Annotated in this window: 18 protein-coding genes; 16 read left to right on the forward strand and 2 right to left on the reverse strand. The window is 66.8% G+C overall.

All coding sequences use genetic code 11. From position 1 onward, the window contains the following. Positions 1–13: 13 nt before the first annotated feature. The 9 genes from GFS60_RS08120 to GFS60_RS08160 all read left to right on the forward strand — a co-directional run bounded on the left by GFS60_RS08120 (position 14) and on the right by GFS60_RS08160 (position 8,092). The gene (locus GFS60_RS08120; RefSeq protein ID WP_159920287.1) at positions 14–274 is read left to right on the forward strand and encodes a glutaredoxin family protein; all 261 of its coding nucleotides are present in this window, start codon (positions 14–16) and stop codon (positions 272–274) included. Between the two features lie 140 nt (positions 275–414). After that, positions 415–1,284: a redox-sensing transcriptional repressor Rex gene (locus GFS60_RS08125; RefSeq protein WP_201453600.1), complete on the forward strand. Its 870-nt coding sequence runs from the start codon at positions 415–417 to the stop codon at positions 1,282–1,284. Continuing rightward, positions 1,281–2,702: a glutamyl-tRNA reductase gene (locus GFS60_RS08130; RefSeq protein WP_159920291.1), complete on the forward strand. Its 1,422-nt coding sequence runs from the start codon at positions 1,281–1,283 to the stop codon at positions 2,700–2,702. Before GFS60_RS08125 ends, GFS60_RS08130 begins: the two co-directional genes overlap by 4 nt. After that, positions 2,699–3,664, forward strand: a complete 966-nt coding sequence (gene hemC, locus GFS60_RS08135; RefSeq protein ID WP_109327851.1) for a hydroxymethylbilane synthase — start codon at positions 2,699–2,701, stop codon at positions 3,662–3,664. The genes GFS60_RS08130 and hemC overlap by 4 nt, the downstream gene beginning before the upstream one ends. Positions 3,665–3,739: 75 nt before the next feature. Next, positions 3,740–5,305 carry a uroporphyrinogen-III synthase gene (locus tag GFS60_RS08140; protein ID WP_109327853.1) on the forward strand — a complete coding sequence of 522 codons (1,566 nt, stop codon included), beginning with the start codon at positions 3,740–3,742 and terminating at the stop codon, positions 5,303–5,305. Between the two features lie 77 nt (positions 5,306–5,382). Next, positions 5,383–6,360 (forward strand): porphobilinogen synthase, encoded by a 978-nt coding sequence (hemB, locus tag GFS60_RS08145; protein WP_159920293.1) that lies wholly within the window; start codon positions 5,383–5,385, stop codon positions 6,358–6,360. 37 nt (positions 6,361–6,397) lie between these two features. Further along, on the forward strand, positions 6,398–7,021 hold the full coding sequence (locus GFS60_RS08150; RefSeq protein ID WP_159920295.1) for a hypothetical protein: 624 nt from the start codon (positions 6,398–6,400) through the stop codon (positions 7,019–7,021). A 259-nt stretch (positions 7,022–7,280) separates the two neighbouring features. Then, positions 7,281–7,760: a hypothetical protein gene (locus tag GFS60_RS08155; protein ID WP_159920297.1), complete on the forward strand. Its 480-nt coding sequence runs from the start codon at positions 7,281–7,283 to the stop codon at positions 7,758–7,760. Then, entirely contained in the window at positions 7,757–8,092 is a 336-nt protein-coding gene (locus tag GFS60_RS08160; RefSeq protein ID WP_236603399.1) for a hypothetical protein, read from the forward strand. The genes GFS60_RS08155 and GFS60_RS08160 overlap by 4 nt, the downstream gene beginning before the upstream one ends. Here the strand turns inward: GFS60_RS08160 and GFS60_RS08165 are convergent. Continuing rightward, a complete protein-coding gene (locus GFS60_RS08165; protein ID WP_159920299.1) occupies positions 8,024–9,970 on the reverse strand; it encodes an acyl-CoA dehydrogenase family protein in 1,947 nt (648 codons plus the stop codon). The two genes, GFS60_RS08160 and GFS60_RS08165, sit on opposite strands and share 69 nt — an antisense overlap. 35 nt (positions 9,971–10,005) lie before the next feature. Between GFS60_RS08165 and GFS60_RS08170 the strand changes: the two genes are divergently transcribed. Then, positions 10,006–10,812 carry an amidohydrolase family protein gene (locus GFS60_RS08170; protein WP_159920301.1) on the forward strand — a complete coding sequence of 269 codons (807 nt, stop codon included), beginning with the start codon at positions 10,006–10,008 and terminating at the stop codon, positions 10,810–10,812. On the opposite strand, the gene GFS60_RS08175 is transcribed toward GFS60_RS08170, so the two are convergent. Further along, on the reverse strand, positions 10,767–11,249 hold the full coding sequence (locus GFS60_RS08175; protein ID WP_159926982.1) for an Lrp/AsnC family transcriptional regulator: 483 nt from the start codon (positions 11,247–11,249) through the stop codon (positions 10,767–10,769). The two genes, GFS60_RS08170 and GFS60_RS08175, sit on opposite strands and share 46 nt — an antisense overlap. Before the next feature lie 118 nt (positions 11,250–11,367). Here GFS60_RS08175 and hppD point away from each other — a divergent pair, with 118 nt between their 5' ends. The 6 genes from hppD (at position 11,368) to GFS60_RS08205 (ending at position 16,699) form a co-directional block, all read left to right on the forward strand. Further along, positions 11,368–12,576: a 4-hydroxyphenylpyruvate dioxygenase gene (gene hppD / locus GFS60_RS08180; RefSeq protein ID WP_159920303.1), complete on the forward strand. Its 1,209-nt coding sequence runs from the start codon at positions 11,368–11,370 to the stop codon at positions 12,574–12,576. A gap of 80 nt (positions 12,577–12,656) precedes the next feature. Continuing rightward, on the forward strand, positions 12,657–13,142 hold the full coding sequence (locus GFS60_RS08185; protein ID WP_159920305.1) for a VOC family protein: 486 nt from the start codon (positions 12,657–12,659) through the stop codon (positions 13,140–13,142). Positions 13,143–13,217: 75 nt separating this feature from the next. Next, a complete protein-coding gene (hemL, locus tag GFS60_RS08190) occupies positions 13,218–14,543 on the forward strand; it encodes a glutamate-1-semialdehyde 2,1-aminomutase (RefSeq protein WP_159920307.1) in 1,326 nt (441 codons plus the stop codon). A gap of 73 nt (positions 14,544–14,616) precedes the next feature. Continuing rightward, on the forward strand, positions 14,617–15,276 hold the full coding sequence (locus tag GFS60_RS08195) for a histidine phosphatase family protein (RefSeq protein ID WP_109327872.1): 660 nt from the start codon (positions 14,617–14,619) through the stop codon (positions 15,274–15,276). Next, complete coding sequence (locus GFS60_RS08200; RefSeq protein ID WP_159920309.1) at positions 15,273–15,872, forward strand: TlpA disulfide reductase family protein; 600 nt, start codon at positions 15,273–15,275, stop codon at positions 15,870–15,872. Before GFS60_RS08195 ends, GFS60_RS08200 begins: the two co-directional genes overlap by 4 nt. Further along, positions 15,869–16,699: a cytochrome c biogenesis CcdA family protein gene (locus tag GFS60_RS08205; RefSeq protein ID WP_159920311.1), complete on the forward strand. Its 831-nt coding sequence runs from the start codon at positions 15,869–15,871 to the stop codon at positions 16,697–16,699. Before GFS60_RS08200 ends, GFS60_RS08205 begins: the two co-directional genes overlap by 4 nt. Positions 16,700–16,748 lie beyond the last annotated feature (49 nt).

Genomic DNA, 16,748 nt, shown 5'->3' on the forward strand with positions numbered 1-16,748 from the left:
GAAAGTATCCGACATGAGTACCAGCGAGCACGAGGTGACGCTCCTCACGCGGGCGGGCTGCGGGGCGTGCACGCCGGCACGCGAGCAGTTGCTGATTCTGTGCGAGGAGTTCGGGCTGGAACTGACGTGCATAGACGTCGACGAGGCGGCTTCCACGGACCCGGAACTGCGGGCGGAATTCGGTGACCGATTGCCGGTCGTCCTGCTCGACGGACGTGAGCACAGTTACTGGGAGGTCGATGAAGAGCGCCTCCGATCGGATTTACGCAAGTAAGGCGACCCTAAAACTGCGAACTTCGGATGCTGTGCAGGTAGGAGTGCATGTCGCGCAGTCGCAGCGACTTTGTGCATGGGTTCACAAGCAGTTACCGTGGTGTGAACAATTCCCCGGAGCATCGTGGAGAACGGCAGCGAATGCCGGTCGGACGAGGAGCCAACGACGTGACCGAAACGCACCAGACGCATGGGTCTGTGGCCCATGGCGTCACGGGCGCAGTCGGTCCGTCCGCCGTGGAGTCACAAGCCCCCGGATCGCCGCTCCCCGAATCGCGGGACATCCCCCAGGCTACGGTCACGCGGCTGGCGACGTACCTGCGGGTCCTCGGAATGCTGGCGGACCGCGGCACGATCATCGTCTCGAGTGAGGAACTCGCGGCCGCTTCCGGTGTGGGTTCGGCCAAGCTCCGCAAGGACCTGTCTTTCCTCGGCCCCAACGGAGTGCGGGGGGTCGGCTACGACGTCACGCGGCTGCGGGCACGCATCGAACGAGCACTCGGTCTGGACCGCGGGCACAAGGTCGTCCTCGTCGGTGTCGGAAACCTCGGCCAGGCCCTCGCCGGTTACGGCGGTTTCGGACGCCGCGGATTTTCGATGGTGGGTCTCTTCGACAGCGACCCGGACCGTGTCGGCACCCCGGTAGGCGACCTGGTGGTCCGCCACGTCGACGAACTCGAACAGGCCTGCGCCGAACTCGAAGCCACCATCGGCGTCATCTCGACTCCGGACGAGGCCGCGCAGGACGTATGCGACCGCCTCGTCGGCGCCGGCCTGCGGTGCATCCTCAGCTTCTCGCCGACCGCACTCGACGTCCCGGACCACGTCGAGATGCGCCGCGTCGACCTTGCGGTCGAGATGCAGGTCCTCTCGTTCAACAGCGCACGCAACACCGAGTCGGCTCCTGGCGCTCGGGCCGCGGAGGTCGTACCCACGGCCCCGCGCGTGCGCATCGGACATTCGGCTGTCCCGTCCACCGCACCAAGAAACGGATCAGTGATCGCGCCGTGAGTGTTCTGCTTGTCGGGGTCTCGCACCGGACGGCTCCCGTGCCGGTTCTCGAGCGGGTTGCTGTCACCGAGACCGATCGCCCGAAGCTGACGGACAAGCTTCTGGCGTCGACGCACATCTCGGAAGCGATGATCGTCTCGACCTGCAACCGGGTGGAGATTTACGCCGTCGTCGACGCGTTCCACGGTGCGCTCACCGAGGTCGGTGAACTTCTGGCGGATCATTCCGGGCTCGACCTCACCGACCTGCACCGTCACGCCTATGTGCGGTACAGCGAGGCGGCCGCGGAGCACCTGTTCGCGGTGGCCAGCGGACTCGATTCGATGGTGATCGGCGAACAGCAGATTCTCGGTCAGATCCGGACCGCCTACGCATCTTCGGACGCCCAGCAGGCCGCCGGACGCACGTTGCACGAGCTCGCCCAGCAGGCGTTACGCGTCGGCAAGCGGGTTCACGCGGAGACGGGAATCGACTCGGCGGGCGCGTCGGTCGTCTCGGTGGCCCTCGACCGCGCCGCCGGCGTCATCGGCGCCGGTGGGCTCAGCGGCCGGACCGCGGTGGTCGTCGGCGCCGGCTCGATGGGCGGGCTCTCGGTCGCATACCTCACCCGTGCCGGCATCGGCCGGATCCTCGTCGTCAACCGCACCGCGGAGCGGGCCGAGCACCTAGCCGACACGGCTCGCTCGGGCGGGGTCGAAGCGGAGGCGTTCGAGCTCGGTCACCTGCCCACGGCGATGGCGCAGGCGGATGTGCTCGTGACCTGTACCGGCGCGGTCGGTGCCGTCGTCACACTCGCGGATGCGCACCGTGCGTTGGCTCAGCCCGACCGCGACCCCGAACGTCCACTCGTCATCTGCGACCTCGGTCTGCCCCGCGACGTCGAGCACGCGGTCTCGGGACTGCCCGGGGTCACCGTGCTGGACATGGAGTCGCTGCAGCGCGATCCCGCCGCAGGGGCCGCCGCGTCGGACGCCGACGCCGCCCGGGCCATCGTGGCGAGTGAGCTCGCCCAGTATCTTGCCGGCCAACGGCTGGCGGAGGTGACGCCGACCGTCACCGCCCTGCGTCAGCGCGCCGCGGACGTCGTCGAAGCCGAGTTGCTGAGACTCGATTCCCGGCTCCCCGGGCTAGACGACCCCGAGCGCGACGAGGTGGCACGCACCGTCCGCCGAGTGGTCGACAAGCTGCTGCACGCTCCTACCGTGCGGGTGAAACAGCTCGCGTCGGCGCCGGGTGGCGACTCGTACGCCGCCGCGCTACGCGAACTGTTCGAGCTGAGCCCCGGATCCGTGGAGGCGGTGGCAAAACCGACCGACCTCGGTGCCATCGACATCACCGACGGATTCATCGCGGGTCAGGACCCCCGTCTGCGCCGTTTCGTCGCGGGCGACAACCAAGGGAAGGAACCGCAGGCATGAGCGCCGTCGGCACCCGCACCCTGCGGATCGGTACCCGCGGAAGCGAACTCGCCACCACCCAGGCCGGCACCGTGCGTGACGCACTGATCTCCGCCGGACACGAAGCCGAACTCGTCATCATCAAGACCAAGGGCGATCAGTCCATGGAGTCGGTGGAGAAGATCGGGGTCGGTGTCTTCACCGCGGAACTTCGGGAAGCGCTGGTCGACGGCCGCGTCGACGTGGCCGTTCACTCGTACAAAGATCTGCCGACCGCCCGGGACGAACGCTTCACCATTGCCGCGATTCCGCCGCGCGAGGACCCGCGTGATGCGCTGGTCGCCCGCGACGGACTCGTTCTCGGTGAACTTCCGGTCGGGTCGAAGGTCGGTACGTCGGCGCCGCGCCGCACCTCGCAACTGCGGGCACTCGGCCTCGGTCTCGACATCCGCCCCCTGCGCGGCAACCTGCAGCGTCGGCTCGGCAAGGTGGAGTCGGGCGAGCTCGATGCCGTCATCCTGGCGCGGGCGGGGTTGGCGCGTATCGGCCGACTGGACCTGATCACCGAGTCCCTCGAACCCGTCCAGATGCTGCCTGCACCTGCCCAGGGTGCGTTGGCCGTGGAATGCCTGTCCGGCAACACCGCGCTCGTGTCGATCCTGGCCGAGCTCGACGACCCGAACAGCCGCGCCGCCGTCACCGCGGAACGTGCTCTCCTCGCCGAACTCGAGGCCGGGTGCACCGCACCTGTCGGGGCAATCGCGGAAGTCGTCGAATCACTCGACGACGACGGCCGCAGCTTCGACGAACTCTCCGTCCGGGGTTGCGCAGCAGCCATCGACGGTTCCGACGTCATACGCACGGGGGCAGTGGGCTCCCCGGACAACGCCGAAGAACTCGGCCGCTCGGTCGCACGGGAACTCCTCGAACTCGGGGCGCGCGAGCTGATGAACGTCACCGAGGCCGGTGATGCCGATGTTTGATGTGCGAAGGCCGACCGATCGGCCGGCCCGCCCCCTGTACCCATCTCGACACATGATCGCACTGGAGAATTACCGATGAGCCGAGTCCGAAAGAACACCCCCGGACGGATCCTGTTCGTGGGATCCGGACCGGGCGATCCGGCCCTGCTCACTGTGCACGCACGGGACGTCCTTGCCGCAGCGACGCTGGCCTTCACCGACCCTGACGTCGACAAGGGCGTCACCGTCCTGGTCGGCACCGACCTGGGCGTCGACGCGGAAACCGGTGAGCCGCTCGCCGAGGTCCGCCCGGCTCTCGGTGAACCGGCCGAGGTCGCGAAGACCCTCGTGCACGAGGCCCGCAACGGCCACGACGTCGTCCGCCTCGTGTCCGGTGACCCGCTGACCACCGATTCGGTGATCGCCGAGGTCGCGGCAGTGGCGCGCACTCAGGTGCAGTTCGAGGTCCTGCCCGGACTCCCTGCCGCGTCTGCTGTGCCGTCGTACGCCGGCATGGCGCTGGGCTCGGGACACACCGAGGCCGACGTCCGCGGTGAGGTCGACTGGGCGGCGCTGGCCGCGGCGCCCGGACCGCTGGTGCTGCACGCCACGTCGGGGCACCTCGCCGAGACGGCGAGCGCGCTCGTCGAACACGGTCTTGCTCCGCAGACCCCGGCCGCGATCACCGTTCGCGGCACCACCCGGCAGCAGCGCACGGTCGAGGCCACCCTCGCCACCCTCAACGAGGCCGGTTCCGAACTGGTCGGGTCCCTCGTGGTGACGGTCGGCAAGGTGGTGGCCCAGCGCAGCAAGATGTCGTGGTGGGAATCGCGTGCCCTGTACGGCTGGAAGGTCCTCGTGCCCCGCACGAAGGATCAGGCGGGGGAGATGAGCGACCGCCTGGTCACCCACGGCGCCATCCCGATCGAGGTGCCGACCATCGCCGTGGAGCCGCCCCGCAGTCCCGCTCAGATGGAACGTTCCGTCAAGGGCCTGGTCGACGGCCGCTACCAGTGGGTAGTGTTCACCTCCACCAACGCGGTGCGTGCGGTGTGGGAGAAGTTCGAGGAGTTCGGGCTCGACGCCCGCGCATTCTCCGGCGTCAAGATCGCCTGCATCGGCGAGGCCACGGCCGCCAAGGTCCGGTCGTTCGGGATCAACCCCGAACTCGTGCCGTCCGGTGAGCAGTCGAGCGAGGGTCTGCTGGCCGAGTTCGCTCCGTACGACGACGTGTTCGATCCCGTCAACCGGGTTCTGTTGCCCCGCGCTGACATTGCCACCGAGACACTCGCCGAGGGTTTGCGTGAACGCGGCTGGGAAATCGACGATGTCACCGCCTACCGCACCGTCCGGGCTGCGCCGCCGCCGGCCGAGACCCGCGAGATGATCAAGACCGGTGGGTTCGACGCGGTCTGCTTCACCTCGTCGTCGACGGTCCGCAATCTCGTCGGTATCGCAGGAAAGCCGCATGCACGGACCCTCGTGGCCTGCATCGGTCCCAAGACCGCGGAAACCGCAGTGGAGTTCGGACTTCGCGTGGACGTACAGCCGGAGACCGCTCAGGTCGGCCCGTTGGTGGAGGCTCTCGCCGAGCACGCCGCGCGACTGCGCGCCGAGGGCGCACTGCCCCCGCCGCGCAAGAAGTCCCGCGCCCGGCGATAGGCGCTACGCGCCTGTGCGCCTTTTTGGTTGTTCCCACTACCAAAAAGGCGCACAGGCCCGACGAAGGAGGGCCCTCCGTGTTCCCGACCCACCGGCCGCGGCGATTGCGCCGCACTCCGGCGTTGCGCAGACTCGTCGCCGAGACTTCGCTCGAGCCACGACATCTGGTTCTGCCGATGTTCGTGGCGGACGGCATCGACGAGCCGCGCGAGATTTCGTCGATGCCCGGCGTCTTCCAGCACACGCTGGCATCGCTGAGGTCGGCGGCCATCGAGGCTGTGGAGGCGGGTGTCGGTGGGCTGATGTTGTTTGGTGTGCCGCGTCCCGACGACAAGGACGCCGAGGGTTCCGGCGCCAGCGATCCGGACGGCATCTTGAACCGTGGGTTGCGCTCCCTTGCAGAGGAACTCGGTGACGCGACCGTCATCATGGCGGACACGTGCCTGGACGAGTTCACGGAGCACGGTCACTGTGGGGTGCTCGACGACAGCGGCGCGGTCGACAACGATCGGACGCTGCTCAGGTATGTGGACATGGCCGTTTCACAGGCCGATGCCGGTGCCCACCTGCTCGGTCCGAGCGGGATGATGGACGGTCAGGTTGCCGCCATCCGGAAGGCGCTGGACGCCGCGGGTCACACCGAAGTCGGTCAGCTGGCGTACTCCGCGAAATACGCCTCCGCTTTCTATGGGCCGTTCCGTGAGGCTGTGGGCTCGTCCCTGCAGGGTGACCGGAGAACGTATCAGCAGGACTCGGCCAATCGGCGGGAGTCGCTGCGCGAAGTGGATCTCGATATCGAGGAAGGTGCCGACCTCGTCATGGTCAAGCCGGCGATGTCGTATCTGGACATTCTGCGCGACGTGGCGGACAGGTCACCGGTTCCCGTTGCGGCATACCAGATTTCGGGTGAGTACTCGATGATCACGGCGGCTGCGCAGAACGGCTGGATCGATCGGGACGCCGCCGTCCTCGAATCGTTGACGAGCATCCGGCGGGCGGGCGCCGACATCGTTCTCACCTACTGGGCCACCGAAGCGGCGGGCTGGCTGAGATGAATGCGGCGCGGCGTCCGGTGGCGGATACGGTGGTGCCATGACTTCGCAGTGGCCGCACACCCCGCCACACCAGACACCGCAACACCAGATTCCGCCGCAACAGGCACCGCCGCAGGGCCCGGATCAGTACGGGGCCTATCCGCCGCCCGTGCCGCAGTCGAAGCCTGAGCGCCCCGCCCCGGTCGATGTGGGCACGGCGGCGCAATTGCTGTGGGTGGTGGCCGTGCTCGGTGTGATCCAGGCGGTGGCGGCGATGGTCCTGGTGGTTCGTGAGAAGTCGACCTTCGTCGACGAACTGATGACCAATCCCAGCGTGAAATCCGGCGAGGTCGCGATGACGCGGGAGAACGTGGAGATGCTCTTCTACGTAGGCATTGCCGTCACTGGTGTCGTCATTTTGCTCCTGACGGGCCTGTTCGTCCTTTTCGTCCATTTCATGAGGAAGGGCAGGAACTGGGCGAGAACCTTGCTGACGGTCGTGAGCGTCACGATGGTGGTCTGGACGGTGCCAGTGCTGTTCGGAATCGGATCGGACGGCAGTAGTATCGCTCTCGCCGTCGGAGGTGTGCAGATCCTGCAGGCTGTGGTGGCGGTGGGTGCCGTCGTGCTGATGCACCGGAAAGACTCGAACAGTTATTTCTCGAAGCTGCCCGCGTCGTAGCTCGAGTTTGATCGTGAAACATAAAGATGTACCGTGAAGTACGTCACAACAGCACACGGCAGACTTCTTCTACCGAAGGGCTTTTCTACATGCGCGCTGAAGATCGGGCACACGGGTCACGCAGGGAAGCACTGATGTTCGCCATTATCGTGGCCTTCGTACTGCTGACCCTGCTGCTCGTCGTCATTCCCGGTGCCGTTTCCTGAGGTGATCCCGCCGGGCGTGGACCACCGCGCGACCGCAAGAATCCGGGCGGTCCGTGGCTGAGGAGATTTTGTTCAGTGAGCCCGGCGCGCGCTGGCGGTTGGTGGCATTCGGCCCGGTGTTCTGCACTGTCGCGTTGGTAATCGAACTTTTGACGGGCCCGGTGGTGCACTGGTTCGCCCTGCCGTTGTTCGCCGCCCTCCTCAGCGGGTTCCTCCACGTGCAGGTAGTTGCCGCCCGCCGGCACGCGAGCGTGGAACTCACACCTACCATGCTGCGGCAGGGCACCGAGGAGCTACCGATCACCGAGATCGTGAAGATCCTGCCTCCGCCGGACACCGAGTCGTACGCACCCCAGCCCTGGGAGACGGCCCGGACGCTCGGTGAGCTGTCCGCGGTGCCCCGGCGACGATCGGGTATCGGGCTTCGACTGCGGGGCGGCGCACTGGTGCAGGCTTGGGCGAAGGACGACGAGGGGTTGCGGGCACAGCTCGAGTCGCTGCTCGCAAAGGCCGACGGAGGGGCGGAACAGTGAATCGACGCGCCATGGGGTCGGCGGGGGAGATCGCCTCTGCCGTCGTCCTATCAATTCTGGCGGTGTGGTGCTGGACGTCGGCACGAGTTACCTCCGATTTCGGCCCGGTCGCACCGGGCGCGCCGTCCTACCAGGGAACCGAGTATTCGGGTTCGTGGATCGCCGGCGCCGCCGCCCTCGTCACCGTTGCGGGCCTGTTGGTGATCGACGCGATCCGCAGGTGGGTTGCCGGCCCGGCGGGTCACCCCGCCGAGCCGTCGACGTCACCGGAAGATCTGAGTCTTGCGGATCGTGTCGGTTCCCGGCCCGTCGATCATCGCGGAGCCGAGTAGCGCCTCCGGCACTCCCAGTCCCTCGACGAGCGTCGCCGCGTGGGGGCGCAGCTTGCGGCAACGGTCGTTGATTCCCCGCTGCACCGCTTTGGACCGCTCGACCGACAGGTGGCGGTGTTCCATGAACCACGCCTTGTCTTCCTCGATGATGCTGAGCGCGTAAAGGTCGCAGACGTCGCTCAGAAGGTTGCGTGCTTCCTCGTCCTGACATTCGTCGATACCGGCGATGAATGCTTCGAGCACCACCCGGTCGATGTGCGCCTGCGCGGCGTGCATCACGTGATCCTGGACGAAGTTGAACGCGTCGAACGGGTTTTCCTCGCGCTTCTGCGCACCCTGGAGCCGGCGAGCCGCGGTCGAGAGCAGGTACTGCTCGCGGTCCTCGAACATGGTGAGCTGTGTCCCGCGGTTGAAGAGGCTGCCGTCCTCTTCGTTGTCCTGACGCGTGTCGAGGATGGTCTGAATGATCTGCTGCGCCGCTGTGCGGGTCTTGACAACGTCCGACACGGTCGTGGCAGCGAAACGCATCCACTCGACGGGACTCATCCCGCGGACCTCGTCGGCGTAGGACGTGAGCAGTTCCTTGGCAACCAGTTGGGTGAGCACGTGGTTGTCGCCCTCGAAAGTGGTGAACACGTCGGTGTCCGCCTTGAGAGCCGTCAGCCGGTTCTCCGCCATGTACCCGGCGCCGCCGCACGCCTCCCGGGCTTCCTGGATGGCGCGGGTCGCGTGCCAGGTGTTCGCTGCCTTGAGGCCGGCCGCCCGACCCTCGAGTTCGCGCTGCTCCTGCGGATCGGCATCCTCGATGCTCTGGATGTCATGCATCTTCGATACCAGCTCGTTCTGCGCGAACTGCAGCGCGTAGGACCGTGCGATCAACGGGAAGAGCCGTCGTTGGTGCACGAGGTAGTCCATGAGCAGAACTTCGTCTTCGCTCTGCGGCGCACTGAACTGGCGGCGCTGCAACGCGTATCGGGTGGCGATCGACAGTGCGACGCGGGCGGCGGCGCCGGCTGATCCGCCGACGGTGACGCGTCCCCGCACGAGGGTTCCCACCATCGTGAAGAAGCGGCGGTTGGCGTTGTCGATCGGCGAGGAATACGTGCCGTCCTCCGCGACATCGGCGTACCTGTTGAGCAGGTTCACCCGCGGAATGCGCACCTGATCAAAGGTGATGCGGCCGTTGTCGACTCCGGGGAGCCCACCTTTGTAGCCGCAGTCGGAGGTATGAACGCCCGGAAGGTCGTTGCCGTTCTCGTCGCGAATGGGGACGAGGAAACAGTGCACGCCGTGGTGTTCACCCTGCGTCACCAATTGCGCGAAGACGGCCGCCATGGTCGCGTGTTGTGCGGCCCCGCCGATGTAGTCCTTGCGGGACGACGGGGTGGGGGAGTGGACGACGAATTCACCGGTGGCCGCGTCGTAGGTGGCGGTGGTCTCGAGTGCCTGGACGTCACTGCCGTGGCCGGTCTCCGTCATCGCGAAGCAACCGAGCAGGTCCAGGTCGATGAGAGGCTTGACGTATGCCTCGTGGTGGCGAGCGGTGCCCAAATTTTCGATGGCTCCGCCGAAAAGTCCCCACTGCACGCCCGCCTTGACCATCAGCGACAGGTCGGACATCGCCAGCATCTCGATGCTCGTCACCGCGGCCCCTGCGTCCCCGGTGCCGCCGTGGTCCTTCTTGAACCCGTCGGCTGCATAGCCGTTGCCCGCAAGTAGACGCATCTGCTCTAGCGTCTTGGCTCGCGCTTCTTCCAGATCGGGGGTGTAGTGCGGAGCGAAATCGGGCGTGGCGGACAGTTCCGCCCGCACGCGCTCGCGTACTTCCCTCCAGCGCCCGTCGAGTGTGCTTCTCAGGTGGTCAGCTGTGGTGGCCATGAGTCGACCCTAGCGGGAGCCCTACAGTTGCGGGTGTGAGTACCGGCAACGACGGCACGGGCGGACGACGGGTTTTCGACGCACATCTGCACGTCGTGGATCCCCGCTTCCCACTCGTCCCGAACGACGGCTATCTGCCGCCGGAGTTCACCGTGTCCGACTACACGAGACGGGTGGCCGGACTCGGTGTCGTCGGGGGCGCCGTAGTGTCCGGATCGTTCCAGGCATTCGATCAGACGTATTTGCTGGACGCGCTGGGAGCGCTCGGTGACGGCTTCGTCGGGGTGACGCAGCTGCCCGCCTCGGTGGCGGACGAGGAGATTCTGAGTTTGGACGCGTGCGGAGTACGAGCCCTGCGGTTCAACGTCCGCCGGGGTGGGTCCGAGTCGTTGTCGCACCTCGACACTCTCGCCCGGCGAGTGCACGAACTCGCCGGATGGCACGCGGAGCTGTACATCGATGCCCGCGATCTCGACGACCTCGGTGATCTCGTGGGGGCACTTCCGGCGGCGAGCATTGATCACCTCGGTCTGTCCGCAGAGGGTCTGCCGCACCTCCTGTCCGTGGTCGAGAAGGGGATCCGGGTCAAAGCGACAGGCCTAGGCCGGGGAACTCTAGATGTCGCCGCCGCGCTGACGGCGCTGGTGGCAGTGAACCCGCGCGCCGTGATGTTCGGGACCGACCTCCCGTCCACCCGGGCGCCGCGACCGTTCGCCGACTCCGACCTCGAGATCGTCGCCGACGCCGTGGGGAGTGAGCACGTCGAGGCGGTGTTCTACGGGAACGCGGCCGAGTTCTACCGCATGGCGGAACCGTTGGCCGCCGCCCGGACGAGTTGCTGATGGCGTAGTGCGATCTGGGTCTGCGTGGCGATCACGGTGGACGAGCGTAAGACGTTGCGGCCGTCGACGATCGAGTTGATCACACGTTGCAGATCGGCATTCGTGCGCGCCACTACCCGCACCAGGACGTCACCGGCGCCCGTGATCGTATGCGCTTCCAACACTTCGGGGATGGCGGTCAGATGCTCGACCACGGCGGCGTGTCCGGTGCCCTGGGCGATCTCGAGGGTGGCGAATGCGATGACCGGAAAACCCAGGGCCTCGGGATCGAGGGTCGGCGCCGAGCCGGTGATTACCCCGGAGCGTTCGAGGCGGTCGAGCCGCGCCTGGACTGTGCCACGCGCCACCCCGAGTCGGCGTGAGGCCTCGAGGACCCCGACCTTTGGTTCGTCATGGAGAAGATCGAGGAGTGCGGCGTCGAGCCGGTCGAGAGCCATCGTCATCCCCTGGTCATCTTGTACGATGGAATGCGGATACTGTCCAGCATTGTGTACACATTGACCATCCTAAAATCGCACAGTTGCGCATGGCAGTGATCTGAATCACAGTTTTTGCATGACTACTGCCGACATTCGACTGACTCCGCGTGAAGTGGCCGCCCGGCTCGACACCGCCGGCCTCCGGCAACTGGTCGGCCTCGTCGAACACGACGACGCCTCGGATCCCTTTCCCGTAGTCGCCTTGGACGCCGTGGTGTTCGTGTGCGGCAATGCGACGCAAAGCATGCAGTACTACGTGTCTACCTGGGGGATGACACTCGTCGCGTACGCCGGACCCGAGACCGGTCAGCGCACGCACAAGTCGTTCGTGCTCGAGTCGGGTTCGGCGCGATTCGTGCTCCACGGTGCGGTGGACCCGAAAAGCCCTCTCGCTGATCATCAGCGGACGCACGGCGACGGCGTCACGGATCTCGCGATGGAGGTGCTCGACGTCGACCGGTGCATCGCCCACGCGCGCTCGCAGGGCGCCACGATCCTGGAAGAGCCGCACGACGTCACCGACGAGTTCGGTACCGTCCGGCTGGCGGCGATCGCCACCTACGGCGACACTCGACACACCATCGTCGACCGCAGCCGGTACGACGGCCCGTACCTACCGGGATACGTCTCGCGCAGTGGCACTTTCGTACCGAGGCCGGGAAGGCCGAGGCGGTTGTTCGAGGCGCTCGATCATGCGGTGGGCAACGTCGAGATGGGCCGGATGGACCATTGGGTCCGCTTCTACAACCGGGTCATGGGATTCACGAACATGGCCGAATTCGTCGGTGACGACATCGCCACGGAGTACTCGGCGCTCATGTCGAAAGTGGTCACCAATGGGAATCATCGCGTGAAATTCCCGCTCAACGAGCCCGCCGTCGGCAAGAAGAAGTCGCAGATCGACGAGTATCTCGAGTTCTACGGTGGACCGGGATGCCAGCACCTCGCACTGGCGACCGGCGACATCCTCGCGGCCGTCGACGCGCTGCGAGCGGAGGGCGTCGAATTTCTGAGCACCCCCGATGCGTACTACGAGGATCCAGAGCTTCGCTCCCGGATCGGCAAGGTCCGAGTGCCGGTGGAGGAATTGCACAAACGCGGAATCCTCGTCGACCGGGACGAGGACGGCTATCTGCTCCAGATTTTCACCAGGCCGCTGGGCGACCGGCCCACCATGTTCTTCGAACTGATCGAGCGGCACGGATCCCTCGGTTTCGGCGCGGGAAACTTCCGGGCGCTGTTCGAGTCCATCGAGCGGGAGCAGGCGGGGCGCGGCAATCTGTGAGTCCCCGAATGGCGAACAGGGCATCATCCAGGAATGAACAGGAAAGCCGAATCTCCGCGCGGCCTGACGGAGCCCGGGGCATGAGCCTCGTCACCGGACCGATATTTCAGATCTGCTGGGTGGTCGAGGACCTCGACGCGGCGGAGCGCCATTTCACCGACCAGTTCGGAGTCGCGAAATGGTTGCGACTGCCGAATGTGCATTTCGGTCCCGATCACTGCACGTACCGCGGGGAGCCCGCCGACTACGTCGTCCACGTGTCGCTCGGGTACGCCGGAGGGCAGCAGCTCGAACTCATCGAACCGGTGTCGGGCCGCAACCTCTATGTCGAGCAGTTGGAGAGGAGCGGTCCCGGAGTGCACCACGTGGCGTGGGTTCCCGACGACTTCGAGGCCACGCTGGCGGAGGCGGCGAGCCGCGGGCTGCCCATCGTCCAGCATGGGCGGTTCGAGGGAGTCGGGATGGAATTCGCCTACCTCGACGGCGGCCCCCTCGGCGGCTACGTCGAGCTGATGAAGCTGTCCGAGGTGATGCGGGCGATGTTCGACTCCCTCGTCCCCGAGTGACCGCACGGAAGTGATACTGGCCACCCACTACACCCTGTCGTTGGCAAATTCGACAGAACTGGGACACTGGAGGCCGTGACTGTTTCCTCCGGTGGCCCCGACGTGCACGCTTCCCGTTCCGCTCAGCTCTTCGACCGGGCCGACGTGGTCATTCCCGGCGGCGTCAACTCGCCGGTGCGGGCCTTCGGCTCGGTCGGCGGAACCCCGCGTTTCATCGAGAAGGCTGCCGGTTACACGCTCACCGACGTCGACGGCAACGACTACGTCGACCTCATCTGTTCCTGGGGTCCGATGATTCTGGGCCACGCCCATCCCGCTGTCGTCGAGGCAGTCCAGAAGGCGGCCGCCACGGGGCTGTCCTTCGGAGCACCCACCGAGGGTGAGATCGAACTGGCCGAGGAGATCGTCGCCCGCGTCGCGCCGGTGGACAAGGTGCGGCTGGTGAATTCCGGCACCGAGGCCACCATGAGCGCGGTCCGACTTGCCAGGGGATTCACCGGCCGGACCAAGATCGTGAAGTTTTCGGGTTGCTACCACGGCCACGTCGACGCCCTGCTCGCCGACGCCGGTTCCGGCCTGGCCACGTTCGGCCTGCCGACGTCGCCCGGCGTGACCGGCGCCCAGGCGGAGGACACCATCGTCGTGCCCTACAACGATCTCGAGGCCGTCGCGCAGGCGTTCGCCGCCAACGAGGGCCAGATCGCATGCGTCATCACCGAGGCTGCCGCAGGAAACATGGGTGCCATCGCACCCCAGCCCGGATTCAACGAGGGACTGCGCACGCTCACCCGCGAGCACGGCGCGTTGCTGATCATGGACGAGGTGATGACGGGATTCCGCGTCAGCTCGGCCGGCTGGTACGGACTGGAGGGTGTCGCAGGCGACCTCTACACGTTCGGCAAGGTGATGAGCGGCGGCCTGCCCGCTGCCGCCTTCGGTGGCCGCGCCGACGTCATGGCTCACCTGGCGCCCGCCGGTCCCGTCTACCAGGCGGGCACGCTGTCGGGAAACCCCGTCGCCGTCGCCGCCGGTCTCGCGAGTCTGCGCGCAGCCGATGCGAGTGTCTACGAAGCCCTCGAGCGCAACAGCGTCACCCTGCAGAACCTGCTGTCCGAATCGCTGACCGCGGCAGGTGTGCCCCATCGAGTGCAGACCGCCGGAACGATGCTCAGCGTCTTCTTCACCGAAGAACCGGTCACCAACTACGCCGAGGCGAAAGCGGCGCAGACGTGGCGGTTCCCGGCCTTCTTCCATGGACTGCTCTCGCGCGGGGTGTACCCACCGCCCAGCGCGTTCGAGGCCTGGTTCGTCTCGGCGGCCATGGACGACAATGCCTTTTCCATCATCGCCGACGCCCTGCCGCATGCAGCGAAGGCCGCCGCGGCGGCCACCCAGCCCTGACCGTCTGTCCAGTCCTGACGCGCCGCGTCGATTCAGCCACCCGACTCCCCGCCCCGACCCGAGGAACCGCACCGTGACCGATGCCGCTCACCCCGACCACACCCAGACCCGCACGATCGTGCACGTGCTCCGGCACGGCGAAGTGCACAACCCGCGAGGAATTCTCTACGGCAGGCTTCCCGGTTTCCGCCTGTCGGTGACGGGCGAGGCACAGGCCCGCGCCGTAGCGTCGGTCCTGGCGACCCACGACATCACCCACGTGGTCGCATCGCCGCTGCAACGGGCGCAGGAAACGGCGGCGCCGATCGCCGAGAAGCACGGACTCGAGATCGCAACCGACGAGAACCTCATCGAGGCAGGTAACGAGTTCGAGGGACTCAAGGTGTCGGTGGGCGACGGCGCGCTCGCACGCCCCCGACACTGGTGGAAGCTGCGAGATCCGTTCACTCCGTCCTGGGGTGAGCCGTACCTGCAGATCGCGCACAGAATGCTTGCCGCCGTCAACAGCGCGCGCGTGGCCGCAGTCGGTCACGAGGCCGTGGTCGTCAGTCACCAACTTCCCGTCTGGACGCTGCGCCGATTCCTGCAGGGGGAGCGGTTGTGGCACGACCCGCGCCACCGCCAGTGCTCTCTGGCGTCGCTGACGTCGCTCGTCTACGAGGGCGACACACTCATCGACATCGTGTACTCGGAGCCCGCGGGCGCATCGGATCCGAGGGTGAGCGGGGCATGATTCGGGGGCGCTTCGCCGGGCTTCTCGCGGTGATCTGCATGGCCGCGGTGTCGCTGTCGGCCTGTGCGTCCGGCGACGACGCCGTGGCCCAGGGAGGCACGTTCGACTTCGTGTCCCCGGGCGGTCAGACGGAAATCTTCTACGATCCACCGGCCGATCGCGGCACCATCGGCACCGTGTCCGGACCCGACCTCATGACGGAGGGCAAGACCATCTCCCTCGACGACTACGAGGGCCAGGTAGTGGTCCTCAACGTCTGGGGGCAGTGGTGCGGGCCGTGCCGCGGCGAAGCGAACGACCTCGAGCAGGTCTACGAGGCGACCAAAGACCAAGGTGTCGCGTTTCTCGGGATCAATGTCCGGGACAATCAGCAAGACAAGGCGCAGGACTTCGTGATCAACAACAACGTGTCGTATCCGTCGATCTACGACCCCGCCATGCGGACGATGATCGCCCTGGGGGCGAACTACCCGACGAGCGTCATTCCCACCACGGTCGTGCTCGATCGTGAACACCGTGTCGCCGCGGTGTTCCTGAAGGAATTGCTGGCGGACGACCTGCAGCCGGTAGTCGAACGGGTGGCGCAGGAATCGTGACTACCGGTACCACCCTTCTCGCCGCCGGCGTCGGCGACGCCTTCCAGTCCACCGCCTCGTCGGGACCTCTGTTCCTTGCGCTCGGAGCCTGCGTTCTCGCCGGTCTGGTCTCGTTCGCCTCGCCGTGCGTAGTTCCGCTCGTCCCCGGTTACCTGTCCTACCTGGCCGGTGTCGTGGGCGCCGACGCTCCGGCCGTCACCGCCGAAGAAGCCGCGACGCGCACGAAGACGGTGACAGACGGACGCCTGCGCGTCGCCGGGGCCGCAACTCTGTTCGTGGCCGGTTTCACGGTCGTGTTCGTCCTGGCCACGGCGTCGGTCTTCGGCGCCATCTCGGTCCTCTCCGTCAACCGCGAAGTATTGATGCGGGTCGGAGGTGTCGTGACGATCGCCATGGGATTGGTGTTCATCGGCCTGATCCCGGCGTTGCAGCGTGACACCCGGCTCGAGCCGCGGCGCATCTCCAGCCTGGCGGGAGCCCCGCTGCTGGGTGCGGTATTCGCACTGGGGTGGACGCCCTGCCTCGGTCCGACACTGGCCGGTGTCATCTCCCTTGCTGCCGGCACCGACGGCGCCACCGCGGCCCGCGGCGTAGCCCTGATCGTCGCCTACTGCCTCGGCCTGGGCCTGCCCTTCGTGATCCTGGCCCTCGGCTCCTCCCGCGCGCTGCGGGGTGTGGGCTGGCTACGCCGCAACGCGCGAACCATTCAAATCTTCGGCGGCATCATGCTCGTGGCGGTGGGCATCGCCCTCGTCACCGGCGCGTGGGATCAATTCGTCGGCTGGATTCGCGACGCCTTCATCTCGGAAGTGACCCTCCCCATTTAACGGCTCCCATCGACGAATCGACGGGATTCTCAACTCAGACCGCACCGAC

Source organism: Rhodococcus sp. WAY2 (assembly GCF_009859915.1).
Classification (GTDB): Bacteria; Actinomycetota; Actinomycetes; order Mycobacteriales; family Mycobacteriaceae; genus Rhodococcus_F; species Rhodococcus_F oxybenzonivorans.